The sequence below is a fragment of the Streptomyces sp. NBC_01635 genome, assembly GCF_045209715.1.
GTDB classification, from domain to species: Bacteria; Actinomycetota; Actinomycetes; order Streptomycetales; family Streptomycetaceae; genus Streptomyces; species Streptomyces hirsutus.
Map to the genome: position 1 here is coordinate 2,324,187 of NZ_CP109277.1, position 25,892 is coordinate 2,350,078.

Here is a 25,892-nt window from a genome sequence, read left to right on the forward strand (position 1 = left end):
ACACTTGCCAAGTGTGCACGGCGGGGCGATAGTGGCAAGCGTGATTCCGTCCGTGCCCTTAGGAACAGACGCCGCTGCGCGCCCCTTCGGTCTCGGCCCCGCCTCGGGAGCCGCCGACCCCGCAGGGGCTGTTGTCCAGCGCCGGTTCCGCTTCGAACTGGCCGCCCATCCGGGTTCTCCCGCGCAGGCCAGACGCCTGACGAGGGCCCGGCTGACCGGCTGGTCGGTGTGCGAGGACACCTGCGACACAGCGGCTCTGGTCGTCTCCGAACTCGTCACCAACGCCATCGTGCACACGGCGAGCAGTCACATCGTCTGCGAGCTGCACGACGGCGACGACCTGGTGCGCATAGCCGTGCGGGACGAGGGCTGCGCCCCCGGCCGGCCCCGTGCGAACACCCGGCAGCAGCCGGAGGAGGAGCACGGCAGGGGACTGCTTCTCGTCGACGCCGTGTGTCACGCCTGGGGCGCCCACGAACAGGGCTCCGGTCTGCTGGTCTGGGCCGAGCTGCCCCGCAAGGCCGACACGCCGCTTCCGTCCGACGGGCCGCGGAACGACCTCGGCTGGGGCGAGCGCCCCAAGCCGGACCCGGCCGGCGGCCAGGACGAGGACGGGGAATCCGAGCAGCGGCACCGTCACGGAGCGGCCCCGACCGCCTCGCACACACCTCCCCGTCAGCACACGCCCCCGCGCCAGTACCGCCGGGACGGGGGACGGGTGTGACGGGCACTCGGACCCTGAGCCTGAACACGCTGGTGCGTCTCCAGCGCGGGCTGCGGAATCCGGCCGCACCGCTCCTGCGCCTGCCCGTCCCCGAGGGGATGACGGCGCCGATGGGCTGCGACGCGGTGGCGGTGCCGGCCCGTTTCGGCCCGCTGGTCATGCCCCGGCTGCCACGGGTGGGGTGCGTGTACGCCGATGAGGCGCACTGGTGGTGGCTGGTTCCCTCCGATTCGGACTACGCCCTGGAGTGGCCCGCCCCCGCGCGGTACGACACGGGGGCCGTCGTGCCGGACGCTCCGGACCTCCCCGGCCTGATCCACCGCCCCGACGGCACCCTTCCGTACACTCCGCCGATACCGCTCTACCTGGCGGTGTGCCGCCTGACGGACACGACCCCGAGCTGGTCCCGCCCGGTCACCGCGTAGGGCTCCCGGGCCTCACGCGGCACCGCCCACCGCCCTGCCGTGGCCCGTGCGGGCTCACGCGGCCGCGTCCGCGCTGCCGTCGCCACCGCGGACGATCACCAGGAACATGTCGGTCGCGAGGTCCATGACGACCTCGGCGGGCAGGCCCTCCATGCGCCGCGCCCGCGCGAACTCCTCCGCGGGCCAGGACCCCCGCGGCCCGCCCGCGGGAAAGCTTTCAAGCACCGTTCGCCCGTTCACCTGCTGCCTCTCCTTCGGCATCGCACTCGTAGAGTGAAACGCCGACGACGGGAGAACGTCTCGCCCAGTGACGCCACTGAGACGTGGTTGACACCCGTTCACCACCAGGAGGGGGGCGCACTCTCCGCTCTCTCGGACATGCGGTCACCATCCGTACAAGGTTCCGCACTCATCGCACTCGTCTCATTCGTCTTACCCGTCGTACTCGTCGTATTCGTCGTGATAGCGGATGCGTTCGCTGCCCGCCGGGGCCCCGAAAGCCGACGCGCGCCCCTCGGGTTCCTCCCACTCCTCCTGCCTGCCGAGCGCCGTGAGGTCCAGCAGGGTGGTGGTCGAGCCGAGTCCGTCGAGGCCGCGTTCGTAGGTCGAGTACGTGTGGAAGACGCGGTCCCCGTCCCGCAGGAAGCAGCTGAGGCCCGGCCGCTCGACCAGCTCCCCGTCCTGTTCGAGGGTGGCTTCGAAGTCCTTGTTGAAGTCGTCGGCGTAGGAGGAGTACCAGGGCAGCGTCCAGCCCATCCGTGCCTTGAACGGAAGGATCTTCGGGTACGGCGCCCGGGAGACGACCGCGAAGGTGGTGTCGCGGGCCTTCAGATGGGCGAGGTGCCCGATCTGGTCCAGGAACCCGGAGCAGCTGCGGCACCCGGCGTCCCACTCGGGCGCGAACATGAAGTGGTACACGACGAGCTGCCGGCGCCCCTCGGACAGGTCGAGCAGCGTGGCCTTGCCGTCACCGCCCTCGAACACGTACTCCCGGTCGATCTCGACCATGGGCAGCCGACGCCGCTCGGCGTTGAGCGCGTCCTTCGCGCGGGTGACGACCTTTTCCTTGACCAGCAGTTCCGCACGCGCCGCGCGCCAGTCGGCGCGCGAGACGATCTCCGGAAGCGACATGGTTCCTCCTGTGCAACGGTCCCGTTGCAAGAGGTGACCGGCGCCGTCACCGGAACTCATCGGAACTCGCCCGCCCGGTCCCAAGATTTTCCGGACCGGCCGCTCACGTCCGCCGGGTGCGCGCCGGGCGCTCGTCCGGTGCTCGTCCGGTGCTCGTCCGGTGCTCGTCCGGTGCTCGTCGGATGCCCAGGTGTCGTACTCCTGGCCATGCCGCCCGTCGACGACAGTGGTGCGGACGTCGCTCACCCGGCGACGGGCGACTCCGGCAGCCGGACCCCGACGCCCTCGTGGCGCCCCGCGAGCGCGTCCCGCAGTTCGGCGAGCCGCTCGGTATGACGGGCGTCGAGCCGGCCCGTGTCGTCGAGGTGGACGGCGCAGGCGGTGGTGGTGTCGACGAGCTGTTCGAGCAGGGCGGCCACCTCGTCCGTGCCGTGGGAGTGCCGGGCGAGCGCGGGGAGCTCGGCGGAGGCCAGGGCGATGGCGCCGCGGGCCTCGGCGAGGGTGCGGTAGGCCTCGCGGCGCAGGGTCCAGCGGGTGGCGCGGTCGTCGGACGCGCCGAGCACATGGGTGAGGTACGCGTGCGCGGCGTCCTCCGCTTCCGCGAGCCGGGCACGGAGGGCGCCGCCGCGCCGCACGGGCATCGGCAGATGTCCGACGACGAGCACGATGGCGCAGGCCAGCAGTGTCTCGCCGATCCGTGCCACGGAGGCCTGCGGTTCCCCGCCCACCATCACCAGGGCGAGCACGAGCACGGTGACGACGGTGGTCTGCGCGGCGAAGTGCCGGGCGGCGACCGGGATGAGCGCCCCGCTGACCGCCACCAGCGCGATGAGCCCTTCCGGCCGGGGCAGCACGGCGGCGAACCCGGCGAAGAGGAGCGCCCCGAGCACGGTTCCGGCCGCCCGGTTCAGCACCCGGGAGGCGAGCGGACCGAGGTCGGGCTTGACGAGGAAGACGGCGGTGACGGGCAACCAATACCAGTGGTCGTGCTGCCCGTACCAGCGGGAGTGGTACAGGGCCTGGGCGACGGCGACGCTCGCGCCGAAGCAGAGGGCGACCCGCAGGCCGTACTCCTGACCCCGGGCGCCGAGGACGGTACGGGTGAGGGCGGCGCGGGACCGGCGGCGCGTGTGCAGGTCACCACCGTCGGCCCGGTCGAAGGCCACGGCGGCTCGCAGGAGGGCGTCGTCGAGGGCCCGCAGTGCGGGGACGGACCGGGAGGGCGCGGGCAGCGGCCCGGTGGAGGCGCCGCCGCGCACGGCGACGGCGAGCCGCCGGGGCCCTTCGGACGCACGGGCCGGTACGGCCGCCCCGGCCCAGGCCAGCGCGGTCGCGGCCTCGGCCAGCGGCAGCGCGGCGGCGTACTGCGCGTGCAGTCGCCGTTCGGCCGCGGAGCTGGCGTACCGCCGCAGCCGGGGTCCGGCCAGCGCGTCCTGCGCGTGGTCGAGAGCGGCGGTGAGCGCGGACCGCCGTGCGATGGCGGTGGGTGAGCCGGTGGCGTCGAGCAGCGCGGCGACGGCCTCGTACACACCGGCCACGGCATGCCGTTCGCCGTCGAACCGGAAGTCCCCGGCGAGGGACCCCGGGGTGGGCAGCGCCAGCCGGAGCAGGAGCAGCCACGCGGCTCCGGCGAGGAGGGCGAGCGCCCGCTGCCATCCGGTTTCGGGCAGGGGCATTCCGGCGCCGACGGCGGCCCCGACGAGCAGCTGGATCCCGGCGGCGGAGCCGATCGGACCCAGCGCGCTGACCGCGCCGGCGACCAGCCCGCACCCGGTCAGTAGCAGCGTCAGCAGCACGGCCGGGAGGTGGTCCCCCGCGTACGTCCCGACGAGCAGCCCGGCCGCCCCGGCCAGCGCGGGTACTCCGATCCGGCCGACGGAGGCGCGTCGGCTGCCCGGCCGGTCGTTGATCCCGGCGAACATGGCGCCGATGGCGGCGACCACGCCGAGGGTGGGGTGCCCGGCAAGGACGGCGGCGACCAGCAGGGGCCCGCCGCCCAGCACTCCCCGCGTGACCGCGCTCCACGGGACCGGTCCGCGCTGGGCCCGCAGGGCGTGGGCGAGCCAGAGAGGTACGGCGGGCGTGGTGCGGGACACGGTGCTCCAGTCGTCTCGTCGGGGCGGGGCGGGCTCGCGGGCGACGGTGACCGGGCGGGGGGCGCGGTGTCCACGGTAAGCGGGGTTGCCTGAGGAAAGGGAACGGTCGCGTTTCCGGGAGGTGACGATGCGAGCGAAGGACGCGTTTCTGAGGGAACACGGCCCGCGATGCGCTTGTTCCGCGGGATTCCCGCAGGCCGGGGTCGGGCCCGCCTTCCGTGGACTGCGGGATGCCGAGATCGCGGCCGGCCGCCGCAGTCCTCGTGGGTACGCCAGTGCCCCGTGACCCGGGTCAGCGGTCACGGGGCACTACGGTGCTCTTCGCTCTACGCGGTGTGCCCTGCGGCGAACCCGACGAACTCCGCCCACGCCTCCGGCGCAAGACCGAGCATCGGGCCGCCCTTGTCCTTCGAGTCGCGTACGCGCACGACACCGCTCCTCCCGGCGGCTACCTCAACGCACTCTCCACCGTCCCCGGCGCTGTAGCTGCTCTTGAACCACGCCAGGTTGTCGAAGTCTCGCCCGGTTGTTTCCCCGCTCATCCCTCTCCCAACAACTTCTCGATCAACGAGAGCGATTCAGCCGGTGTGAGCGCCTGCGCTCGGAGACTTCCATACGCAGTCTCCAGCTCCCGGACCTTCCCGCGCTCGGTGTGGACGTGGCTGTCGCCTTGCACCTCTGTGTAGGCGATCCTCCGCTCATCCTTGGTCTCCATCAAGGTGAACGGGCCGGCCAGTCCTGCATGCTGCTTGCGGGAGAGGGGCATCGTCTGGATCTCGACGTTCCGCTGTTCCCCGGCCAGCAGGAGATGTTCCATCTGGCCCCGCCAAACGGTCTCGCCGCCGAGGGGGCGGTGCAGCACCGCCTCATCGATCACGAAGGTCAGGTGTGGTGCCGGGCGTCGGGCGAAGATGTCCTTCCGTGCCATGCGGGCAGCCACGCGCTGCTCGATGACCTCCTCGTCCAGCAAAGGACGCCACATCGCGCACACGGCACGGACGTACTCCTCGGTCTGCAACAGTCCAGGGACAGCCCTGGTGGCGTACACGTGGAGTTCGACCGCCTGTGCCTCCAACCGCGCCGCATCCCGAAAGAACGCCGGATACTGCGCCCGAGCCACCTCCTCCTTCCCCACTTTCAACAACCCACCCGCGTCGAGCAGTTCATCCGCGTTTTCGATGAACTTGGGCGGCGGGATCCGCCTCCCCTGTTCAAAGCTGGCGATGGTCGACGCGGAGTACCCCGTCCGGCTCCCCAACTCCGCCCGGTCCAGCCCCGCCCGCTCCCGCGCCACTCGGGGGCGAGGTACAGCTGCGCCAGCTCCTCGTCCTCCAGCACCATCACACCGACGACGCCGCCGCCCCAGCCTCCGATGTCGGACACCTCGCCCTCCCAGCCGACCGCGCGCAGGTCGTCGGGGTCGAAGGCGCCCTCGCCCCGGTAGTGGACCGCCAGGTCCCAGTCGCTGTCGGGCCGTTCGGTGCCCTGCGCACGTGAGCCGCCGAGGGTGACGGCGCGGACGCCGGGGAGGGCGGCGAGCCGGTCGGCGGTCGTGTCGAGGAAGGCCTGGTCCGGGAGGGAGGGCACGGCTGCGGCTCCTGGCAGGGGACGGAGGGGGGCGGCGGTCGGGTGGAAAGGCTACGGAGGTCGGCCCGGCGGGGCGAGCGAAATAGGGGTGCGGTGACGCTTCTGGGGCCGCATGCTCGGGTGGTCGTCCTTCGCCGTCCCTGGAAGATCGGAGCCCGTGTGATCCGGCGCGTCACCGTCCCCAGTCTGTTCCCGCCCCCCACGTACTCCCACGTCTCCGTCGTCGAGGCGGGCACCCGGCTGGCGTTCCTCGCCGGGTCGGTTCCGCTCGACGCCGACGGGAGGCTCGTCGGGGAGGGGGACCCGGTGCGGCAGGCCGGGCAGGTGCTGGCCAACCTCGAGGAGCAGTTGCGTGCGGTGGGAAGCGACCTGACGCAGGTCGTGTCGACGGATGTGTACGTCGTGAGCGGTGAGCCCGCCGTGCTCTCCGCCGTGTGGGACGTCGTCGAAGCGTCCGGGCTGAGCACCGGGCCGCACTCGTCGACCCTGCTCGGTGTGGCCTGCCTCGGTTACCCCGGGCAGCTCGTCGAGATCACCGCGACGGCCGTCGTACCGGACGCGGCGGCGGATTCATGATCATCGACGACCGGACGGTGAACCTGCGCCGGGCCCTGCCCGCCGACGCCGCTCCCGCGGCCGACGTCTGGCTGCGGTCGTTCGCCGCAGCCCTGCCGGACGTGGTCCGGCCCCGCTCCGACGACGAGGTGCACGGCTACTTCCGTCAGGTCCTCGTGCCGCTGCGCGAGACATGGGTGGCGGAGGCGGAAGGCGGGGGCGTCGTCGGTGTGATGGTGCTGGAGGACGAGGAGCTGGCGCAGCTGTACCTCGCCCCCGAGTGGCGCGGGCGCGGGCTGGGCGACCGGTTCGTCGCCCTGGCCAAGGAGCACCGCCCCGAGGGCCTTTCCCTGTGGACCTTCCAGGTCAACGGGCCCGCGCACCGCTTCTACGAGCGGCACGGTTTCGAGGCCGTCGAGTGGACCGACGGGAGCCGGAACGAGGAGCGGGAGCCGGACGTGCGGTTCGTGTGGCGACCGTAGGGCGGACGTGGGGCGGACATGGGGCGGCCCCTGTGGGAGACACCCGCCGCGCGCGTACGCGTCAGGCCTCGGCGCGCGCGTACCTGTCCGTCGCCGCCACCAGGACGTCGTCCCCGACGGTTCCGGCGTCGTGGCCGGCCTCGTCGACGACCGTCAGCTCGGCGTCCGGCCAGGCGTGCCTGAGCCGCCAGACGATGCCGAGTAGATTGCCCAGGTCGAGGCTGCCCTGGACCAGGGTGCCGGGGATGCCCTTCAGCAGATGCGCGTCGCGGAGGACCACGCCCTCGTCGTTGCCCTCTCCGAGGAAGTGGTCGTTGCCCCAGTAGTGGGTGACGGTGCGGGCGAAGCCTCTGCGGAACACCGGGTCCTGGAAGCGCGCGACCGAGCCCGGCGGCGCGGGGATGATCGCCGTCTCCCAGTCGGTCCAGGCCCGTGCGGCCCGTTCCCGGACCTCCGGATCGGGGGACTCGAGCAGCCTGTTGCAGGCGGCTGCGAGGTTGCCGTCGCGTTCGTCGGCGGGAAGTTCGCCGAGGAAGCGTTCGAAGGCCTCCGGGAAGATCTTCCCCAGCCCACGGGTCAGGAGGGCCACCTCGGGGTTGGAGCCCGTGGCCACCCCGGTCAGCACCAGCTCGGTCACCACCCCGGGGTGCGTCTGCGCGTACCGCAGTCCCAGCGCCGACCCCCAGGACACCCCCCACACCAGCCACCGCTCGATGCCCAGGTGGGCGCGCAGCCGCTCCAGGTCGGCCATGAGGTGGGCGGTCGTGTTCACGCTCATGTCGGTGGCGTGGTCGGCCGCGCTCGGTGTCGACCGTCCGGCGCCGCGCTGGTCGAGGAGCACGATGCGGTACGCGGCGGGGTCGAAGAAGCGGCGGAGGCCGGGGCTCGCGAGGCTGCCCGGGCCGCCGTGCAGCACCAGCGCGGGCTTGCCGTGCGGGTTCCCGCAGGTCTCCCAGTACACGTGGTTGCCGTCGCCGACATCGAGCATGCCGTGGTCGTACGGTTCGATATTCGGATAGAGACCCATCGGGGCACCGTAGCGCTCGTGACGGGGCCCGCTCCTCTCATTTCCGCGTGGGCGCTCCCGCCGCTTCGGCCGCCGTGCGCAGCACCTCCCGCAGCATGGCGGGGGTGAGCTTGCCGGTGAAGGTGTTGCGCTGGCTGACGTGGAAGCAGCCGAAGAGGTGCAGGTCGTCGCCTTCCGGAGCGGGAAGCGTGACACGGGTGCCGTGGGCGAAGGCCGGGCGGGGGCGGGGTACGGTCCAGCCCGCCTCGGTGAACGCGGGCAGGGCGGCCTGCCATCCGAAGGCGCCGAGGACGAGCGCGGCCCGCACCGTCGGCCGCAGGAGCCGCAGCTCCTGGAGCAGCCAGGGCCGGCAGGTGTCCCGTTCCGCGGGGGTCGGTTTGTTGGCGGGCGGGGCGCAGTGCACGGGCGAGGTGACGCGTACGCCGTACAGTTCCAGGCCGTCCTCCGCATGTGCGGAGGTGGGCTGCGAGGCGAGCCCGACGTCGTACAGCGCCTCGTACAGCACGTCTCCGGAACGGTCTCCGGTGAACATCCGCCCGGTGCGGTTGCCGCCGTGCGCTGCGGGCGCCAGTCCGATGACCAGCAGCCGGGCGTCCGGCGGCCCGAATCCCGGCACCGGCCGTCCCCAGTACGTCCAGTCGGCGAACGCGGCGCGTTTGGTACGGGCGACCTCCTCCCGCCAGTCCACCAGCCGTGGACAGGCACGACAGCCGGCGATACGCCGGTCGAGAGCGGGGAGGCTCGGCACGTCGTGGACGCCGGAGGGGGCGGAGGAATCGGGGAGGCCGCTGGGGTCCATGGTTCCACGGTAGGGCGGGCCGTCCCGGAGCGTTAAAGTCGGGAGCATGGCTTCTGAGGGTGCCGAGTACGGCAGGACACGGGGTGGCGAAGACACCGCGGAGGGGGCGGGCCCCGTGCGGGAAACCGCTCCCGCGCCGGAGTCCGCGGGCACTGCCCCGGACCCGGGGACCGCCGCCGCCGTGGCCGCCGCCGAGGCCGCCGGACCGCAGAGCGGCGAGAGGATCCGGACCGACAGCTGGATCTGGGCCGTACGCCTGGTCAAGACCCGTTCCCTCGGTGGCGCCGCCTGCCGGGGCGGTCATGTGCGAGTGAACGGTGAGCGGGTGAAGCCCGCGCACGCGCTGCGCGTCGGCGACGAGGTGCGTCTGCGGCACGAGGGACGGGAACGGGTCGTCGTCGTCAAGCGTCTGATCCGCAAGCGGGTGGGCGCCCCGGTCGCGGTCCAGTGCTACATCGACAATTCCCCGCCGCCCCCGCCCCGCGACGCCGTCGCCCCGGCCGGTATCCGGGACCGCGGCGCGGGCCGTCCGACCAAGCGCGACCGCCGCGAGCTGGAACGTCTCCGCGGCCTGGGCGGCCCAGGGGGCCTGAGCGGCCCTGACCTCCCCGGCTCCCTCGAAGGATCCGACGCACCGGCCGGGCCCGGCGGCCGTGGCCGGCGACCGGCCTCGAAGAAACGGCAGCGGCCCTGAACGACCGGCTACGCACGGTGCCGGGACGGTCCCTGGGCCGGGCCGAACCCGGTGGTGCCCCGGACACCACTCCAAGGCACCGCCCCGGCGGGCGCTTCGGCCCTGCCGGGGCCGAGCCGTGGCACCGGGCGGAGCCGCACCGCTCTCCTCACCCCTGACGGCGCACCAGTCGCAGCAGCTCCGCGTTGTGCTCCCGTCGCACCCGGGCGATGAGCACGAGCGGCACCAGCAGAATGACCGGGGTCACCGCGTACTGGCCGTCGAAGACGACGATCTGCACCACGCACGCTCCCACCATCAGCGCGCTCAGCCCTACCGCGGCCGCCGACTGCAGTACCGGGACCAGCAGGCCGATCGCACCCGCGAGTTCCAGCGCGCCGATGATGTACATCCCCGCGCTGCCCCAGCCCATGTCGTCGAAGGACTCGACGGCCGACGCGTGCGCGATGAGCTTGGGCAGGGCACTCGCGAGGGCGAAGAAGAGCGCGAGCACCACCTGCACGGTGCGCAGTGCGAGGCCGGCCCACCGCCCGCGGGCGGACACGGGTGCGGGCACGGAAGCGGCGGATACGACGGGGGCGGTGTGCTCGGGCATGGTGTCTCCTGCGGGAAGCGGTCGGTGTCGCTGTCGTAGAGGTAGACCACCCCTCGCCCGCGAACTCATCGCCGCCCGGGCTGAACTCCCGGTTTTCCGCTCAGCCCCCGGTCGCCACCGCCCTCACCCACATCCCGTCCTCCGTCAGGTACCGGTCCACGCGCAGGCCCTCCTCCTCCAGCGCCTCCTCGAACTGCTCCTTCGTCAGCGGCCGCGACCGGAACGTCTGGGTCCACACCGCGTCCGGGAACACGTACTCCGCGCGCACCGCGTCGACCCCGTCGCCGACCGGCTCGGCCGACACGATCCGCACGGTGAAGCCCGCCGGGTCCACCCGCTCGCGCGGCACGTTCGTGTGGTAGTCCTCGCCCTCCCGCTGGATCAGTACGCACCCTCCCTGCGCCAGATGCCGCACGCAGGCGCGCAGCAGGCCCCGCCGCACCTCCGCGTCGCCCGCGTGCACCAGGAACGACGCGAGCAGCACCACGTCGAACGTCTCGTCCAGCCGCAGCCTCTCGACGGGACCGCATATGGTTCGCGCCCCGCGGACGCGCTCCAGCATCTCGGCGGACTCGTCCACGGCCGTGACCCCGAATCCGCGCTCCAGCAGCGCGTGGGTCATCCTGCCCACGCCGCTGCCCAGCTCCAGGACGCTCGCGCCCTTCGGTACCGCGGCGGCGATGATGTCCGGCTCGTCCCCGACGGGCAGCCGCGAGTACAGCTCCACCGCGCAGCCGTCCGGGGTGATCGCCCCGGGCCCCGTCCCCTCGTGTCCCTCACGCATTTCCAGCTTCATGCCCGTCCAACGGACCGGATCCGCAAGCCCGTTCCCATGCTTCCCTGGTTTCACCCGTCCGAGTGACGGCACCCCTCAGGGAGAGGTCGACGGCCGTTGCCCGCGGTCCGGCGTACGGTGGAGACAGGTGGGGTGGTGACGGAATGCGTACGGGCAATGAGCCGAGGACCGCGCGCAGTGCGCTGCGCATGCGGTTCTGGCTGAGCGTGTGGGGCGAGGTCTGGACGGTCTTCGGGACGGTGGCGTTCGCGGTCTCCGGGCACCCGGGCTGGGCGCTCGTCTGCGGGCTGCTGTGGCTGGTCGTCACCGTCGACCTGATCGTGGTCGTCCGGCGCCTGCGTCAGGGCTCGCACTACCAGCCGGGCCGTGACGTGCCACCGTACGAACCGCCCCGGGACGCGATGTGACCGTCGAAGAACGGCCTGTCGCCCTGGGAAGGCAGGCGCCGTGACCGGGTCCGGGCGGGGTCCTCCCGGAGGCCCGGCCGTCCTCTGCCCGCCGCCTCGGGCGTGGTCGAATCAGTCGTCGAACCGTGCGGCCTTCAGGTACTCCGGGTTCGGGTCCAGGGCGGCGGCCAGCCGGAAGTGGCGCCTGGCGGGGTCGGGCCGGCTCTGCCGCTGGTAGGTGCGGGCGAGCGCGAAGTGCGCGAAGGCGTTGTCCGGCTCGCGCTCCAGGACGATGGAGAACTCGAGTTCCGCCGGACGCAGCTGGGCCGCCGCGAAGAAAGCACGCGCGCGCAGCAGCCGCGCGGCCGTGTTCTCCGGATACGCGTCGATGACCCCGTCGAGCAGCTTCACCGCGCCTCGCGGGTCCCGCGAGGCGAGCAGTTGCTCGGCGGCACGGAAGTCGATGACATGCGTCTCCGGCGTACGTCCGGTCGAACCACTGCTCTCGGGCACAGCCGCATCCTTCCCTTGCCGAACCGGTTCAACGCCCCGGCCAAGAACCCCTATTCCCGCGCGGACCGTCGGTCCGCGCCCGCCCGGCGTACGAGCTCGGCCCCTATGTCCTTCACCCGCCGCGTCAGCTCGTCCAGGGACACGTCGTTGTCGATGACGATGTCCGCGATCTTCCGGCGCTGCTCGCGCGTCGCCTGGGCGGCCATCCGTGCGCGGGCGTCCTCCTCGCTCATGCCGCGCCGGCCGACGAGCCGCTCGAGCTGGGTCTCGGTACTCGCGTCGACCACGATCACGAGGTCGTAGAGGGAGGCGAGGCCGTTCTCCGTGAGGAGGGGTACGTCGTGGACGACGACGGCGTCCTCGGCGGCGGCTTCCTCCAGCTCCCGGGAGCGGGCGCCCACCAGGGGGTGCACGATCGAGTTGAGGAGGGCGAGCCTCTCCTTGTCGGCGAAGACGATCGCGCCGAGCCTCGGCCGGTCCAGGCTGCCGTCCTCGGTGAGGATCTCCTCGCCGAAGGCCTCCACGACCGCCGTGAGACCGGGTGTCCCCGGTGCGACGACCTCGCGTGCGATGCGGTCCGCGTCGATCAGTACGGCGCCGCACTCGACGAGCAGCCGAGACACCTCGCTCTTGCCCGCGCCGATCCCGCCGGTCAGTCCCACCGTCAGCATGTCCGAAAGCTTAGGGCCTGTCGTCGGCGGCGCCCCGGGCGGGACCGGCATGTGGTGCCGGGACGGCCGGGGATCCCGGCGTCCCGGCCGTCTCAGACGTCGCCTTCGCGCTCCGCCAGGAACCGCTCGAACTCGAGCCCGATCTCGTCCGCCGACGGGATCTCCACCGGCTCGGCGAGCATGTTGCCCCGGGTTTCGGCACCCGCGGCGGCGTCGTACTGGTGCTCGAGGCCCTGGATGAGGGCCGTGAGTTCCTCGTCGCCCTCCTGGACCTGGCGGTCGATCTCGGTCTGGGTGCGGTGGGCGTCGGTGCGCAGGGAGTGCGCCACACCGGGCAGGACCAGGCCGGTGGCGGCCGTGATGGTCTCCAGGACGGTCAGCGCCGCGTCCGGGTAGGTGGAGCGGGCGATGTAGTGCGGCACGTGGGCGGCGACTCCGAGCACGTCGTGTCCGGCCTGCATGAGCCGGTACTCGACGAGGGCCTCGACGCTGCCGGGCACCTGCGCCTCCTCGAAGGGGCTGCTGTGGGCCGGGACGAGGTCGGTGCGGTTGCCGTGCGGGGTGATGCCCACGGGGCGGGTGTGCGGGACGCCCATGGGGATGCCGTGGAAATTCACCGCCAGGCGGACGCCGAGCCGCTCCACGATCTGCCGCACCGCGGCGGCGAATCTCTCCCACTCCACGTCCGGCTCCGGCCCGGACAGCAGCAGGAACGGCGCTCCGGTGGCGTCCTGGACCAGCCGCACCTCGAGTGCGGGCACCTCGTAGTCGGTCCAGCGGTCGCGGGTGAAGGTCAGCAGAGGGCGACGGGCCCGGTAGTCGACGAGCCGGTCGTGGTCGAACCGGGCGACGACCTGGTGGGGCAGCGAGTCGAGCAGTCGCTCGGCGATCTGCTCGCCGGTCTCGCCCGCGTCGATGTATCCGTCGAAGTGGTAGAGCATGACAAGCCCGGCCGATTCCTGGGCGAGCGCCATGTCGACGACAGCCAGCCCCTTCGGCTCCCATGCGTACAAACCCTGCGGATCAAGCACAGTGACCGCCCCTCCTCGTGTTTCCTAGTGGACAACGTGGCACGCGGCACCGGCATTCCCGGAGTCCGTCCTCGAACGCTCCTGCTCTCACGGGACTTCACGTGGGGCGCCGTCCTCCCACGGCCGGCTCGGGCACCGTCACCGGCCGGCCGGGCGGCCTCCTGGCCGGCCGGCCCACCGGACCGGGACGTGCCGAGGGCCCGCACCCCGGTGGGGTGCGGGCCCTCGGCCCAAGAGCTCGCGCTCAGTGGTTACCGCTCAGCGTGCCGCGGTTCAGCTCTGGCCGCCGGCCAGCTTCTCGCGCAGCGCGGCCAGCGCCTCGTCCGAAGCCAGGGCGCCGGAGGTGTCGCCGCCCTCGGAGGAGTACGAGCCGCCGCCACCACCGGAGGCAGCCGGAGCCGCACCCGCGGTGTCGACACCCTCGGCAGCGGCCTTCTCGTCCGCCTCGCGGGACTTGATGACCTGCGCCTGGTGCTGCTCGAAGCGGTTCTGCGCCTCGGCGTACTGGGTCTCCCACGCCTCCCGCTGGGTCTCGTAGCCCTCGAGCCAGTCGTTGGTCTCGGGGTCGAAGCCCTCGGGGTAGATGTAGTTGCCCTGGTCGTCGTAGGACGCGGCCATGCCGTACAGGGTCGGGTCGAACTCGACCGCCGACGGGTCGGCGCCGAAGGCCTCGTTGGCCTGCTTCAGCGAGAGGCTGATGCGGCGGCGCTCGAGGTCGATGTCGATGACCTTGACGAAGATCTCGTCGTTGACCTGGACGACCTGCTCCGGGATCTCCACGTGGCGCTCGGCCAGCTCGGAGATGTGGACCAGACCCTCGATGCCCTCGTCCACGCGGACGAACGCACCGAACGGAACCAGCTTCGTGACCTTGCCGGGCACGACCTGGCCGATCTGGTGGGTGCGGGCGAACTGCTGCCACGGGTCTTCCTGCGTCGCCTTCAGCGACAGGGAGACACGCTCGCGGTCCATGTCCACGTCGAGGACCTCGACGGTGACTTCCTGACCGACCTCGACGACCTCGGAGGGGTGGTCGATGTGCTTCCAGGACAGCTCGGACACGTGCACCAGGCCGTCGACGCCACCCAGGTCCACGAAGGCACCGAAGTTGACGATCGAGGAGACGACGCCGGAACGCACCTGACCCTTCTGGAGGGTGGTGAGGAACGTCTGGCGGACCTCGGACTGGGTCTGCTCCAGCCAGGCACGGCGGGACAGGACCACGTTGTTGCGGTTCTTGTCCAGCTCGATGATCTTCGCCTCGAGCTCCTTGCCCACGTAGGGCTGGAGGTCGCGGACGCGGCGCATCTCGACCAGGGAGGCCGGGAGGAAGCCACGGAGGCCGATGTCGAGGATGAGACCACCCTTGACGACCTCGATGACGGTACCGGTGACGATGCCGTCCTCTTCCTTGATCTTCTCGATGGTGCCCCAGGCGCGCTCGTACTGGGCGCGCTTCTTCGAGAGGATCAGGCGGCCTTCCTTGTCCTCCTTCTGGAGAACAAGGGCTTCGATCTCGTCACCGACGGCGACGACCTCGTTGGGGTCGACGTCGTGCTTGATCGAGAGCTCGCGGCTCGGGATGACACCTTCGGTCTTGTAACCGATGTCGAGCAGGACCTCGTCCCGGTCGACCTTCACGATGACGCCGTCGACGATGTCGCCGTCGTTGAAGTACTTGATCGTCTCGTCGATCGCGGCGAGGAAGGCTTCCTCGTTACCGATGTCGTTGACCGCAACCTGCGGGGTGGTGGCGGTGGTCTCGGTGCTGCTCGTCATGTGGGAAAGGGCTCCGGTACGGACAGTGAGTCGTAGGTACTGCTACGCCGGAGCCCGTTTCGCTCTGCAGAAGCCGGACAGCCTGGGAAGCGCCGTTCCAGACACCGGGTGCCCGGTGACGCCTCGACAACCGAGGGGACATACAACAGATGCGAGCGCAGCCTGCTACGTCTGAGGTGCGCAGGCTCGCAGCGCAACTTGTAGCATACGGGTGCAGCCGGGCAGGGTCAATGCGCGAAGCCCCCCACCCGGGGCGGATCGCCGCATAACCGGCACAATTCCCCCGTCCGGGGGTAGAGCCGCACGTCAGATGCCACCTCGAGGCCACGCGGAACCCGCACCGCAGGACACCGCGCCCCCTGTGGCGACAGCCGGGGCGACTGGACGGAAGAGTACGACGATGGAGCCGATCATCCAAGAGCCCGAAGGCCCCGAACCCGAGGCGACCCGACGGGACGCCGGCATCACCGAGAGCACCCGCGCCAACCGGGGCTGGTGGGACCGCAACGCCGACGAGTACCAGGTCGAGCACGGCACGTTCCTCGGCGACGACCGCTTCGTGTGGTGCCCCGAGGGACTGGACGAGGTGGAGGCCGAGCTGCTCGGCCCGCCGGAGGAGCTGAAGGACCGCGCCGTCCTGGAGCTCGGCGCCGGCGCGGCCCAGTGTTCGCGCTGGCTGGCCGCGCAGGGCGCGCGCCCGGTGGCCCTGGACATCTCGCACCGGCAGCTGCAGCACGCACTGCGCATCGGGGGCGCGTTCCCTCTGGTGTGCGCGGACGCGGGCGTGCTGCCGTTCGCGGACGGTTCCTTCGACCTGGCCTGCTCGGCGTACGGGGCGCTGCCCTTCGTCGCCGACCCGCGGCTCGTGCTGCGCGAGGTGCACCGGGTGCTGCGGCCCGGCGGCCGGTTCGTCTTCTCCGTCACGCATCCCATCCGCTGGGCGTTCCCGGACGAGCCCGGTCCGGAGGGACTGAGCGTCTCCGGGTCGTACTTCGACCGCACGCCCTATGTGGAGGAGGACGAGCAGGGCCGCGCGGTGTACGTCGAGCACCACAGGACGCTGGGCGACCGGGTCCGCGACGTCGCCGCCTCGGGCTTCCGGCTGGTGGACCTGGTGGAGCCGCAGTGGCCGGAGTGGAACACCTCGGAATGGGGCGGCTGGTCCCCGCTGCGCGGCCGTCTGATCCCGGGAACGGCGATCTTCGTGTGCGTACGGGACTGAGGGCGTGATCCGTCACGACGCTCTGGAGTCCCTCCCCGTACACGAAGCGCTCCCCCCTCTGACCGACGCCCTTCAGGAGCGCGGCACCGCCGTGCTCGTCGCCCCGCCCGGCACCGGGAAGACGACCCTGGTGCCGCTGGTGCTGGCGGGGCTGATCGGCGACGGTCCCGCGCGGCGGGTCGTGGTCGCCGAGCCGCGGCGGATCGCGGCGCGGGCGGCGGCCCGGCGGATGGCCTGGCTGCTGGGCGAGAAGCCCGGCGAGTCGGTCGGCTTCACGGTGCGCGGGGAGCGGGTGACCGGTCGGCACACGCGCGTGGAGGTCGTCACGACCGGTGTGCTCCTTCAACGGCTGCAGCGCGACCAGGAACTGACCGGTGTGGACGTCGTGGTGCTCGACGAGTGCCACGAGCGGCATCTGGACGCGGACACGGCCGCGGCGTTCCTGTGGGACGTGCGCGAGACGCTGCGTCCGGAGCTGCGTCTGGTGGCCGCGTCGGCGACGACCGACGCGGCGGGCTGGGCACGGCTGCTGGGCGACGCGCCCGTCGTCGAGGCGCGCGGCACGGCGCACCCGGTGGAAGTGGTGTGGGCGCCGCCCCCGCGGCCGGTACGGCCGCCGCACGGCATGCGGGTCGACCCGGCGCTGCTGACGCATGTGGCGTCGGTGGTGCGGCGGGCGCTGGCCGAGCGGGACGGGGACGTTCTGGTGTTCCTGCCGGGCGTGGGCGAGATCGCCCGGGTCGCCGGGCAGTTGGGGACGCTTTTGGACGTCGAGGTGCTCCAGGTGCACGGGCGGGCGCCGGCCGCGGTGCAGGACGCGGTGCTGATGCCCGGACAGCGGCGGCGGGTGGTGCTGGCGACCTCGGTGGCGGAGTCGTCGCTGACGGTGCCGGGGGTGCGGGTGGTGGTGGACGCGGGCCTCGCGCGTGAGCCCCGTGTCGACCACGCGCGCGGGCTGAGCGCTCTGACGACGGTACGGGCCTCGCAGGCGGCGGGCCGGCAGCGGGCGGGACGGGCCGGGCGTGAGGCGCCGGGTGCGGTGTACCGGTGCTGGGCGGAGGCGGAGGACGTCCGGCTGCCGCGGTTCCCCTCCCCCGAGATCAGGGTGGCCGACCTGACGGCGTTCGCGCTCCAGGCGGCCTGCTGGGGCGATCCGGACGCCTCCGGGCTCGCCCTGCTCGATCCGCCCCCGGCCGGGGCGATGGCGGCGGCCGGGGCCGTCCTGACCGCGATCGGGGCCGTCGGCGCCGACGGGCGGGCCACGGAGCGGGGCGCCCGGCTCGCCCGGCTGGGCCTGCATCCACGACTCGGGCGTGCCCTGCTGGACGCGGCGGCGGTCGTGGGCCCCGCGCTCGCCGCCGAGGTGGTCGCGCTGATCGGCGAGGAGGCGCCGCGGAGCTACGGGGACGATCTCGCCGGTGCGTTGCGCACCGCGCGGCGCGGGGACGACGCCTACGCGCAGCGGTGGCGCACCGAGGTGCGCCGGCTGCGCGCGCTCGCCCAGGACGTCTCCGCACAGGGCTCCTCGCGGACGGGCGGCGGCCTGCCGCGCGTGGACGGGACGGACGCGCGGGTGGGGCTGGTGGCCGCGCTCGCGTTCCCCGAGCGGATCGCCCGCGCGGACGGCGGTTCGTATCTGATGGTGTCCGGGACGCGGGCCGAAGCCGGGGCGGGCACCGGGCTGCGCGGCGCGCCCTGGATCGCGGTCGCCGCGGCCGACCGGCCCGTGGGGCGGGGTCACGCGCGCGTGCAGCTCGGCGCGGTCGTCGACGAGGCCACCGCGCGGTGGGCGGCCGGCACCCTGCTGGAGACGCGCGAGGAGGTGCACTGGGCCGACGGGGACGTCGTCGCCCGGCGGGTCGAGCGGCTGGGAGCCGTCGAACTGGCCGTGCGGCCCCGTACCGACGCGGAGCCCTCGCTCGTCCGGGCCGCACTGCTGGACGGGCTGCGGCGGGAGGGTTTCGGGCTGCTGCGGTGGCCGGACGGGGCGGCCATGCTGCGGCAGCGGCTCGCGTTCGTGCACCGGCAGGCCGGCGAACCCTGGCCCGACGTGTCCGACGACGCGTTGCACGCGCGCGTGGAGGAGTGGCTGGAGCCGGAGCTGAGCCGGGCCCGGCGCCGGGCCGACCTGGGCCGGATCGACGCCGGGCAGGCCCTCCGCCGGCTGCTGCCGTGGGCGTCCGGGGAGGCCGCCCGCCTGGACGAACTCGCCCCCGAGCGGATCACCGTGCCCAGCGGGTCCGCGGTCCGGGTCGACTACTCCGACCCCGCGCGGCCGGTGCTCGCGGTGAAACTCCAGGAGATGTTCGGGCTCCAGGAGTCGCCGCGGGTGGCCGGGGTGCCCCTGCTGGTGCATCTGCTGTCCCCGGCCGGCCGGCCCGCCGCCGTCACCGCCGACCTCGCCTCCTTCTGGAAGGACGGCTACAAGGGCGTACGGGCCGAGCTGCGCGGCCGTTATCCCCGGCATCCGTGGCCCGAGGACCCCGCTGCGGCCGAGCCGACCCGGCACACCAACGCGCGGCTCGGGCGGTGACCCGCTCCCGCTCGGCCGCCGGGGCGGGACCTGACCGCCCGGCGGCGGAGCGGCGGCCACGAGGCTCCGGGCGCGGTGCCGGGCCCAGCAGCAGGACGCCGGGGCCGGGGAATCCCCGGGGCGGGTACGAGGTCGTCACCAGGACGCGGGTGTGTTCGGCCCCTACCGGGTCCACGGTCCCGTGATCCCACGTGGACTGACGGGACGTCGCGTCCTGGCGGGTTCGGCACCTTGGCGACGGGCGGGCGGACGGACGGACCGGCGAACCGGATAAGAACACGTCGCGCACGCGGGAGGCGCCCCTCCGTCGGCAACGGAGGGGCGCACCAATGTGTCCGCGCGGGCGCGTGCGACTACGCGCCCCCGGTGGGTTCGGGGGAGGCGGTCCCGGCCTCGGCCACGGTGAGTTCGACCGTGAGGGTGGCGCCGCCCGCGGTGGTGATGCGGAGCAGGAAGGTGCCGGTGGTGTCGTCCGCGTACAACTGGGGCAGCTTCAGCCGGCCGTCCGCGTCCGTCCGAAGGTCGTTCAGGGTGCGTACGGCCTTGTCGTCGGCGTCCTTGAAGTAGGGGCCCTTGTCGTTGACAGTCGGATCGTCGGCCGAGGTGATCAGCGTGGCGGTGGCGGCGACCTTGCCTGCGGCGGCGCCGTCGTGAGTGGCCAGCACCTCGAGGCGGTGGGCGAACTCGCCGCCCGGCGTGCAGGTCAGCGCCTCGTCATCGGTACGGACGACGGTGTCGGCGACGCGCTCGGTGACGGTGGCCCGGTAGTCGAGGCCGGGCACCACGCGGCCGACGACGGTGGCGCGGACGGTGACGTTGCCGGTCTTCTCACCTGCCCGGAGTACGGGCGCGACGGCGACACCGGAGCTGTTGGTGAGGACGGTGGCCACGCTCTCGCCGCCGATGAAGGTGGTGTCGGTGTCGCCGAGGACGGTGAAGCGGATCCGCACCTTCGCGACGGCCTTGCCCCCGTCCGTCTCCGCGCGGGTGCTGATCCGCTCGGTGAACGCCTCGCCCGCCGTCGCGGTGAGCTTGCCCGTGCCGGCGTTCTCCAGGTGGTCCACCGTGTCGGTGGGCGTGGGGGACGTGGTGGGGGGCGGGGTCGTCGTCGGCGGCGGGGTGGTCGGCGGCGGGGTCGTGGACGGCGGCGGGGTCGGTGTGCCGGGCGAGGACGGCGGCTTGGTACTGCCGCCGCCCTGGTTGCCGGGCGGTGTGCCGGGCTTCGACGGCTGCGTGTCCGGGGTGGACGGGCCGGCGCCCGGCGTCGACGGGGTGGGGCTCGTGGAGCGGTCGTCGCTGCGGTTGTCGGGCAGGGTGCCGGTGCCGTCCGGGACCTCGTGCGTGCCCTTGCGGTAGTACTCCAGCCACGACAGGACGGTGTTCAGGTACTCCGTCGAGTTGTTGTAGCTGAGGATCGCCTTGCGGAGGTCCGTCCGGTCGGACAGGTTCCAGTCGAAGCGGCACAGGTAGTGGCCGGCCGCCAGCGCGGCGTCGTAGATGTTGTTGGGGTCCTCGAGGCCGTCGTCGTTGCCGTCGCGGCCGGCCCACGCCCAGGTGGACGGGATGAACTGCATGGGGCCGACAGCGTTGTCGTAGGCGCTGTTGCCGTCGTACCTGCCGTCGTCGGTGTCCTTGATGAGCGCGAAGCCGTTGCCGTCGAGCTGCGGGCCGATGATCGGGGAGGTCGTGGTGCCGTCGGCGTCGACGCGTCCGCCGCGGGCCTGGCCGGACTCCACCTTGCCGATGGCGGCGAGCAGTTGCCAGGGCAGGTGGCAGCCGGGCTTGGACTCGCGCAGCGCGGCTTCGGCCTTCTTGTAGGCGTCGAGGACGGTCGCGGGTATGCCCGCCTCGGCGGCGCCCCGCGTGACCGGGTCGGAGCTCGCGGACGGCGAGGGGTTGGGGCTGTTCAGCGGCGGCAGGTCCGTGTAGTACGGCGAGTTGCCGGTCGCGCCGGGGTCTCCGGCACTCTCCTCGGGCTCCGAGGCGGCGCCCGAGGGGGTCCGGCCGCCCTGGCCGTCGATCGTCACGCCCGGAGCCTGGGACGCGGACAGGGCCGCCACCGCGGCCGCCGCCACGGCGGTGGTTGCCGCTCCCTTGCGCAGCCTCCTGCCGAAATGCGCCGCCATAGAGTGAACCCCTCCCCGTGGACGCCGGAGCATCCGTCAATGTCTGTCACGGTCGCCTGTGGTGACGATCAGCCGCAGCCATCGGTTGTACTGATTCGTTGTAACGATCCGTCGTGGCACTGCAGTCGGCCCCGTTGGTCGCACCGGGCACGGCAGCTCTCGCGACCCTACGGCACCATCCTTTGTCCGGACACCCGTTCACACCCGGTCTTCACCGGTCGGCCACAGCCGTTCCCTCCCCGGTCGAGGACGGCCGGGTCGCGCATACTGGGGTCCGCCGAGCACCCGGGCCGACGTGCCGGGTCAACTACCCTTCCGAGGAGCCGGGTTGCCTTTCACGCTGAGCCACGCGGTGGCGGTCCTGCCCGCCGTGCGCACCGACGGGACCGGCCGGGGACCGCTGGTGCCGGCCGTACTCGTGGCGGGCAGTCTCGCTCCGGACCTGACCTACTACGCGGCCAGTTTCCTGTCCGGGGCGATGGAGTTCGGGGACTTCACGCACTCGTTCCCGGGCGTTCTCACCATCGATGCGGGCATCGCCTGGGCGTTGGCGGGTCTGTGGCTCCTGGTCCGTGAACCGCTCGTCGCCCTGCTGCCGCGGTCCCGGCAGGGGCGGCCGGCCGCCCTGCTGCGCTGCGGCACGCCCCGCGCGCGCGTGCGCGCCGCCTTGGCGGCGCGCTGGTACGTCTCGGCCGTCCTCGGTGCGCTGACGCATGTGGTCTGGGACGAGTTCACGCACCTCGACCGGTGGGGGATGCGGGTCTTCCCCGTCCTGGGACAGGAGATCGCGGGCTCACCGCTGTACTGGTACCTGCAGTACGGCGGGTCGGCGGTGGCCGCGGTGGTGATCGCCGTGTTCCTGGCGCGGGCGCTGCGCCGGGCGACGCCCGGCCCGGGGCCTGCGGGGGTCCCTGCGCTGTCCCCGGCCGACCGGTGGGCGGCCGCCGCGCTGCTCGGCGGCTGCGCGCTGGCGGGGGCCGTGCAGCGGGCCTCGCGCTGGTGGGACTACTGGGGTGCGACCGCGAAACCCTGGGAGCTGATCCCCACGGTGTGTTTCGGGGCGGGCGCCGGGCTCGTCCTCGCGCTGCCGGTGTACGCCGTGACGGTCAGGACGTGGCGTCCGGCCCCGGCCCCTGCGGACCCCGAGGAGGCGGATACGCGGCTGCCGAGCCGTACGGCCGCACGCTGAGGGTCTCGCCGGCCGCCACGAACACGGTGACGGTACGGACCGGGCGGGGCCGGGGCAGCAGGGTGAGGGCGAGCGTCAGACAGCCGCGGACCAGCTCGGCCCACCGCCGCCACGCGGGCGGCTCGCCGGCGCCGGGGCCCGGGAGTCCGGGCCCTTCGCACAGGCCGGGGTGCCAGGGACCGTCGGCGATGCGGCGGCCGAGATCCGCGGTGGCACGGCGCAGCGCGACGGCCGGGGAAACGGGGGTGCGGGCGGTACTCGCGTCGGCCGCGAAGACCGGAACCGGCGACAGCGCCTCGGGGGTGGGTCCGTCGGCGGCGGCCCTCGGGAATGCCGCTCTGCGGTGAAGCATGCGTATGCCCATGCCCCGCATCCTGGCGCCCGGTCCACTCGACGGCTTGCCCGCCTGGCCCACGCGAGTGAAGCGCCCTCCGGGGGCCGGGCACCTGCGGGGGAGACGGGCAGGGGCGGAAGGCGCCCACCGGACGCCCTCCGCCCCTGCCCATCCACCGTCCGCCGCCCGCCGGTCCCCGCGTGACCGGCGTGGCCCGCGTGACCCGCATGCCCCGCGTGACCGGCACGCCCCGCGTGCCCGGCGCCGTCAGTGTGCCGCCGACTCCCAGTCCGGGCCCGCGCCGACCGAGACTCCCAGGGGGACGCTGAGCCGGACCGCGTCGGCCATCTCCCGGCGGATCAGCTCCTCGGCGGCCGGACGCTCACCGGGGGCGATCTCCAGGACGATTTCGTCGTGGACCTGGAGGAGGAGGCGGGACTCGAGGTCCGCCTCGCGCAGCGCGCGGTCCACGTTCAGCATGGCGATCTTGACGATGTCCGCCGCCGTGCCCTGGATCGGCGCGTTCAGCGCCATGCGCTCGGCCGCCTCGCGGCGCTGACGGTTGTCGCTGTTGAGGTCGGGCAGGTAGCGCCGGCGGCCGAAGAGGGTCGCCGTGTAGCCCGTCGCCCGAGCCTCGTCGACGACTCGGCGCAGATAGTCCCGTACTCCGCCGAACCGCTCGAAGTACGCGTCCATCAGGGCGCGGGCCTCGGCCGCCTCGATGTTCAGCTGCTGCGAGAGCCCGAAGGCGGACAGCCCGTACGCGAGGCCGTACGACATCGCCTTGATCTTGCGGCGCATCTCCGCGTCCACCGCGGACTGCTCGACCGCGAACACCTGCGCGGCGGCCGTGGTGTGCAGGTCCTCACCGGAGGTGAACGCCTCGATGAGGCCGGCGTCCTCGGAGAGATGGGCCATCACCCGCAGTTCGATCTGACTGTAGTCGGCGGTGAGGAGGGATTCGAAGCCCTCGCCGACGACGAAGCCCCGGCGGATCGCGCGTCCCTCGTCGGTACGGACCGGGATGTTCTGCAGGTTCGGGTCGGTCGACGAAAGGCGGCCGGTGGCGGCGACCGTCTGGTTGAACGTGGTGTGGATACGGCCATCGGCGGCGATCGTCTTGATCAGGCCCTCGACGGTGACGCGCAGCTTCGCCTGTTCACGGTGCCGGAGCATGATCACCGGAAGCTCGTTGTCGGTCTGGCCGGCCAGCCAGGCCAGGGCGTCGGCGTCGGTCGTGTACCCGGTCTTGGTCTTCTTCGTCTTCGGCAGGCCGAGTTCACCGAAGAGGACCTCCTGGAGCTGCTTGGGCGAGCCCAGGTTGAACTCGTGTCCCGCCGCCGCGTGCGCCTCCTTCACGGCCTGCTGCACGGCGCCCGCGAACATCTGCTCCATGGACTCCAGGTGGGCCCGGTCCGCCGCGATGCCGTGCCGTTCCATGCGGGCCAGCAGGATGGACGTCGGCAGTTCCATGTCCCGCAGCAGATCCGCGGCGCCCACCTCCTGGAGGCGGCCCTCGAAGGCCTCGCCCAGGTCGAGCACCGCACGGGCCTGCACCATCAGCGCCTCGGCCTCGGCGGCGTCGTCCGCGCCGAAGGCCAGCTGGCCGTCGGCCGCGGCGGCGGGCGCCAGTTCGCGGTGCAGGTACTCCAGGGACAGCGCGTCCAGGGCGAAGGAGCGGCGGCCGGGCTTGACCAGATAAGCGGCGAGGGCCGTGTCCATGGAGACGCCCTCGATGCTCCAGCCGTGCTCGGCGAAGACCCGCATCGCGCCCTTGGCGTTGTGGAACACCTTGGGCCGGTCCGCGTCGGAGAGCCAGGCGGCGAAAGCCTGTTCGTCGCCCTCGTCCAGCTCGGCCGGGTCGAACCAGGCGGCCGGTCCGGCGGCCGCGGCGAGGGCGATCTCGGCGACCGAGCCGGTCCCCAGCGCCCAGGTGTCGACGGTGGCGACGCCGAGGGGCCCGACGGCGTGCTCGGCGAGCCAGCCGGCCAGCTCGCCCGCGGCCAGGACCGTCCCGTCCAGTTCCACGCCCTCCTCGACGACCGGGGTGGTCTCGGCCTCCTGCGCTCCGGGGTCGACGGCGAAGAGCCGCTCGCGCAGGGACGGGTTCCTGATCTCCAGGGTGTCCAGGATCATCGCGACGGCCTTGCGGTCGTAGGCGGTCCGCTCCAGCTCGGTGACGCCCTTGGCCAGCTCGACCTGCCGCTCCATCTCGGTGAGGCGGCGGTTGAGCTTGACCGATTCCAGGTGGTCGCGCAGGTTCTGCCCGGCCTTGCCCTTGACCTCCTCGACCCGCTCGACGAGCTGCGCGAAGGAACCGAACTGGTTGATCCACTTCGCGGCCGTCTTCTCGCCGACTCCGGGGATGCCGGGCAGGTTGTCGGACGGGTCTCCGCGCAGGGCCGCGAAGTCGGGGTACTGCGCGGGCGTCAGCCCGTACTTCTCGAACACCTTCTCGGGAGTGAACCGGGTCAGCTCGGAGACGCCCTTGGTCGGATACAGCACCGTGGTGCGTTCGGAGACCAGCTGGAAGGAGTCCCGGTCACCGGTGACGATCAGCACGTCGAAGCCCTCGGCCTCGGCACGGGTGGCGAGCGTGGCGATGACGTCGTCGGCCTCGAACCCGTCGACGGCGAAGCGCGGGGTGTGCATCGCGTCGAGCAGCTCACCGATCAGCTCGACCTGGCCCTTGAACTCGTCCGGGGTCTTGGAGCGGTTCGCCTTGTACTCGGGGAACTCCGCCGAGCGCCAGGTCTTGCGGGAGACGTCGAAGGCCACCGCGAAGTGCGTGGGCGCCTCGTCACGCAGCGTGTTCGCGAGCATCGACGCGAAGCCGTAGATCGCGTTCGTCGGCTGGCCCGTCGCGGTGGTGAAGTTCTCCACGGGCAGCGCAAAGAACGCGCGGTAGGCCAGCGAATGCCCGTCCATGAGCATCAGTCGCGGTCGGGCCTCGCCGGAGGTCTGGTCGGTCTTCTTCGCTGCTGTCTCTGCCACGTCCCCGATCCTGCCACGCGCCACCGACACTCGGCCCCGCCCCCGCCCCGCCGGACGTCATGACCGTCGCCCCCGCCCCGGCGCTTCGCCCCCCTTCCTCCACGCGAAGCCGCACGCAATCCCTCGAAACCGTTCGCAACCGTTCACGGGGGAACGCCCCCGCCCCGCCAGGAGCCCGCCGTGGCCGTCACGTCCCGTGCGAG

The 25,892-nt window shown here is 72.8% G+C and carries 25 protein-coding genes and 1 pseudogene; 9 read left to right on the plus strand and 17 right to left on the minus strand.

Annotation, left to right across the window (positions count from 1 at the left end; genetic code table 11):
- Nucleotides 1-4 precede the first annotated feature (4 nt).
- Nucleotides 5-724, plus strand: a complete 720-nt coding sequence (locus OHB56_RS11035; protein ID WP_406352936.1) for an ATP-binding protein — start codon at nucleotides 5-7, stop codon at nucleotides 722-724.
- Nucleotides 721-1,149, plus strand: a complete 429-nt coding sequence (locus tag OHB56_RS11040; protein ID WP_326752096.1) for a hypothetical protein — start codon at nucleotides 721-723, stop codon at nucleotides 1,147-1,149. Before OHB56_RS11035 ends, OHB56_RS11040 begins: the two co-directional genes overlap by 4 nt.
- 54 nt (nucleotides 1,150-1,203) lie before the next feature.
- Here OHB56_RS11040 and OHB56_RS11045 read toward each other — a convergent pair whose 3' ends face one another.
- The 6 genes and pseudogenes from OHB56_RS11045 to OHB56_RS11070 all read right to left on the minus strand — a co-directional run.
- On the minus strand, nucleotides 1,204-1,389 hold the full coding sequence (locus OHB56_RS11045) for a hypothetical protein (RefSeq protein WP_079034860.1): 186 nt from the start codon (nucleotides 1,387-1,389) through the stop codon (nucleotides 1,204-1,206).
- A gap of 192 nt (nucleotides 1,390-1,581) precedes the next feature.
- Complete coding sequence (locus tag OHB56_RS11050; RefSeq protein WP_326752097.1) at nucleotides 1,582-2,280, minus strand: DUF899 domain-containing protein; 699 nt, start codon at nucleotides 2,278-2,280, stop codon at nucleotides 1,582-1,584.
- A 242-nt stretch (nucleotides 2,281-2,522) separates the two neighbouring features.
- Nucleotides 2,523-4,376, minus strand: a complete 1,854-nt coding sequence (locus OHB56_RS11055; protein ID WP_406352939.1) for an FUSC family protein — start codon at nucleotides 4,374-4,376, stop codon at nucleotides 2,523-2,525.
- A gap of 326 nt (nucleotides 4,377-4,702) precedes the next feature.
- Entirely contained in the window at nucleotides 4,703-4,918 is a 216-nt protein-coding gene (locus OHB56_RS11060; RefSeq protein WP_406352940.1) for a DUF397 domain-containing protein, read from the minus strand.
- Nucleotides 4,915-5,772: a Scr1 family TA system antitoxin-like transcriptional regulator gene (locus tag OHB56_RS11065; RefSeq protein ID WP_406359005.1), complete on the minus strand. Its 858-nt coding sequence runs from the start codon at nucleotides 5,770-5,772 to the stop codon at nucleotides 4,915-4,917. Before OHB56_RS11065 ends, OHB56_RS11060 begins: the two co-directional genes overlap by 4 nt.
- A pseudogene (locus OHB56_RS11070) lies at nucleotides 5,727-5,963 on the minus strand (nucleotidyltransferase domain-containing protein); the annotation flags it as partial. The gene OHB56_RS11065 and the pseudogene OHB56_RS11070, both read right to left, overlap by 46 nt.
- Nucleotides 5,964-6,122: 159 nt before the next feature.
- Here OHB56_RS11070 and OHB56_RS11075 point away from each other — a divergent pair.
- A complete protein-coding gene (locus tag OHB56_RS11075; protein WP_406352942.1) occupies nucleotides 6,123-6,539 on the plus strand; it encodes a RidA family protein in 417 nt (138 codons plus the stop codon).
- Nucleotides 6,536-7,000 (plus strand): GNAT family N-acetyltransferase, encoded by a 465-nt coding sequence (locus OHB56_RS11080; RefSeq protein ID WP_406352944.1) that lies wholly within the window; start codon nucleotides 6,536-6,538, stop codon nucleotides 6,998-7,000. Before OHB56_RS11075 ends, OHB56_RS11080 begins: the two co-directional genes overlap by 4 nt.
- A gap of 61 nt (nucleotides 7,001-7,061) precedes the next feature.
- Here OHB56_RS11080 and pip read toward each other — a convergent pair whose 3' ends face one another.
- Entirely contained in the window at nucleotides 7,062-8,027 is a 966-nt protein-coding gene (pip, locus tag OHB56_RS11085) for a prolyl aminopeptidase (protein WP_406352946.1), read from the minus strand.
- A 37-nt stretch (nucleotides 8,028-8,064) separates the two neighbouring features.
- Nucleotides 8,065-8,826: a uracil-DNA glycosylase gene (locus OHB56_RS11090; RefSeq protein WP_406352948.1), complete on the minus strand. Its 762-nt coding sequence runs from the start codon at nucleotides 8,824-8,826 to the stop codon at nucleotides 8,065-8,067.
- Nucleotides 8,827-8,872: 46 nt separating this feature from the next.
- Here OHB56_RS11090 and OHB56_RS11095 point away from each other — a divergent pair, with 46 nt between their 5' ends.
- Nucleotides 8,873-9,520 carry an RNA-binding S4 domain-containing protein gene (locus OHB56_RS11095; RefSeq protein ID WP_406352949.1) on the plus strand — a complete coding sequence of 216 codons (648 nt, stop codon included), beginning with the start codon at nucleotides 8,873-8,875 and terminating at the stop codon, nucleotides 9,518-9,520.
- Nucleotides 9,521-9,668: 148 nt separating this feature from the next.
- Here the strand turns inward: OHB56_RS11095 and OHB56_RS11100 are convergent, their stop codons facing one another.
- Both OHB56_RS11100 and OHB56_RS11105 read right to left on the minus strand, forming a co-directional pair.
- Entirely contained in the window at nucleotides 9,669-10,115 is a 447-nt protein-coding gene (locus OHB56_RS11100) for a DoxX family protein (protein WP_326752104.1), read from the minus strand.
- A gap of 100 nt (nucleotides 10,116-10,215) precedes the next feature.
- A complete protein-coding gene (locus tag OHB56_RS11105; protein ID WP_406352951.1) occupies nucleotides 10,216-10,911 on the minus strand; it encodes a class I SAM-dependent methyltransferase in 696 nt (231 codons plus the stop codon).
- A 143-nt stretch (nucleotides 10,912-11,054) separates the two neighbouring features.
- Between OHB56_RS11105 and OHB56_RS11110 the strand changes: the two genes are divergently transcribed.
- Nucleotides 11,055-11,318: a DUF6343 family protein gene (locus tag OHB56_RS11110; RefSeq protein WP_326752106.1), complete on the plus strand. Its 264-nt coding sequence runs from the start codon at nucleotides 11,055-11,057 to the stop codon at nucleotides 11,316-11,318.
- Between the two features lie 111 nt (nucleotides 11,319-11,429).
- Here the strand turns inward: OHB56_RS11110 and OHB56_RS11115 are convergent, their stop codons facing one another.
- The 4 genes from OHB56_RS11115 to rpsA all read right to left on the minus strand — a co-directional run bounded on the left by OHB56_RS11115 (nucleotide 11,430) and on the right by rpsA (nucleotide 15,291).
- Complete coding sequence (locus OHB56_RS11115) at nucleotides 11,430-11,810, minus strand: M48 family metallopeptidase (RefSeq protein ID WP_055597083.1); 381 nt, start codon at nucleotides 11,808-11,810, stop codon at nucleotides 11,430-11,432.
- 50 nt (nucleotides 11,811-11,860) lie between these two features.
- Complete coding sequence (gene coaE, locus OHB56_RS11120) at nucleotides 11,861-12,481, minus strand: dephospho-CoA kinase (RefSeq protein ID WP_326752107.1); 621 nt, start codon at nucleotides 12,479-12,481, stop codon at nucleotides 11,861-11,863.
- Between the two features lie 92 nt (nucleotides 12,482-12,573).
- Nucleotides 12,574-13,512: a PAC2 family protein gene (locus tag OHB56_RS11125; RefSeq protein ID WP_326752108.1), complete on the minus strand. Its 939-nt coding sequence runs from the start codon at nucleotides 13,510-13,512 to the stop codon at nucleotides 12,574-12,576.
- Between the two features lie 273 nt (nucleotides 13,513-13,785).
- Nucleotides 13,786-15,291 carry a 30S ribosomal protein S1 gene (rpsA, locus tag OHB56_RS11130; protein WP_055597080.1) on the minus strand — a complete coding sequence of 502 codons (1,506 nt, stop codon included), beginning with the start codon at nucleotides 15,289-15,291 and terminating at the stop codon, nucleotides 13,786-13,788.
- 310 nt (nucleotides 15,292-15,601) lie between these two features.
- Between rpsA and OHB56_RS11135 the strand changes: the two genes are divergently transcribed.
- Together OHB56_RS11135 and hrpB are read left to right on the plus strand one after the other, a co-directional pair.
- On the plus strand, nucleotides 15,602-16,513 hold the full coding sequence (locus OHB56_RS11135) for a class I SAM-dependent methyltransferase (protein WP_406352954.1): 912 nt from the start codon (nucleotides 15,602-15,604) through the stop codon (nucleotides 16,511-16,513).
- Nucleotides 16,514-16,517: 4 nt separating this feature from the next.
- Nucleotides 16,518-19,046 (plus strand): ATP-dependent helicase HrpB, encoded by a 2,529-nt coding sequence (hrpB, locus tag OHB56_RS11140; protein WP_406352956.1) that lies wholly within the window; start codon nucleotides 16,518-16,520, stop codon nucleotides 19,044-19,046.
- A 353-nt stretch (nucleotides 19,047-19,399) separates the two neighbouring features.
- On the opposite strand, the gene OHB56_RS11145 is transcribed toward hrpB, so the two are convergent.
- The gene (locus OHB56_RS11145) at nucleotides 19,400-21,172 is read right to left on the minus strand and encodes a lytic transglycosylase domain-containing protein (protein ID WP_406352958.1); all 1,773 of its coding nucleotides are present in this window, start codon (nucleotides 21,170-21,172) and stop codon (nucleotides 19,400-19,402) included.
- Nucleotides 21,173-21,500: 328 nt separating this feature from the next.
- Between OHB56_RS11145 and OHB56_RS11150 the strand changes: the two genes are divergently transcribed.
- Nucleotides 21,501-22,361, plus strand: a complete 861-nt coding sequence (locus tag OHB56_RS11150) for a DUF4184 family protein (protein ID WP_406352960.1) — start codon at nucleotides 21,501-21,503, stop codon at nucleotides 22,359-22,361.
- Here the strand turns inward: OHB56_RS11150 and OHB56_RS11155 are convergent.
- Both OHB56_RS11155 and polA read right to left on the minus strand, forming a co-directional pair.
- The gene (locus OHB56_RS11155) at nucleotides 22,279-22,725 is read right to left on the minus strand and encodes a hypothetical protein (RefSeq protein ID WP_406352962.1); all 447 of its coding nucleotides are present in this window, start codon (nucleotides 22,723-22,725) and stop codon (nucleotides 22,279-22,281) included. The genes OHB56_RS11150 and OHB56_RS11155 overlap by 83 nt on opposite strands.
- A 237-nt stretch (nucleotides 22,726-22,962) precedes the next feature.
- On the minus strand, nucleotides 22,963-25,689 hold the full coding sequence (polA, locus tag OHB56_RS11160) for a DNA polymerase I (RefSeq protein ID WP_406352964.1): 2,727 nt from the start codon (nucleotides 25,687-25,689) through the stop codon (nucleotides 22,963-22,965).
- Nucleotides 25,690-25,892: the final 203 nt, after the last annotated feature.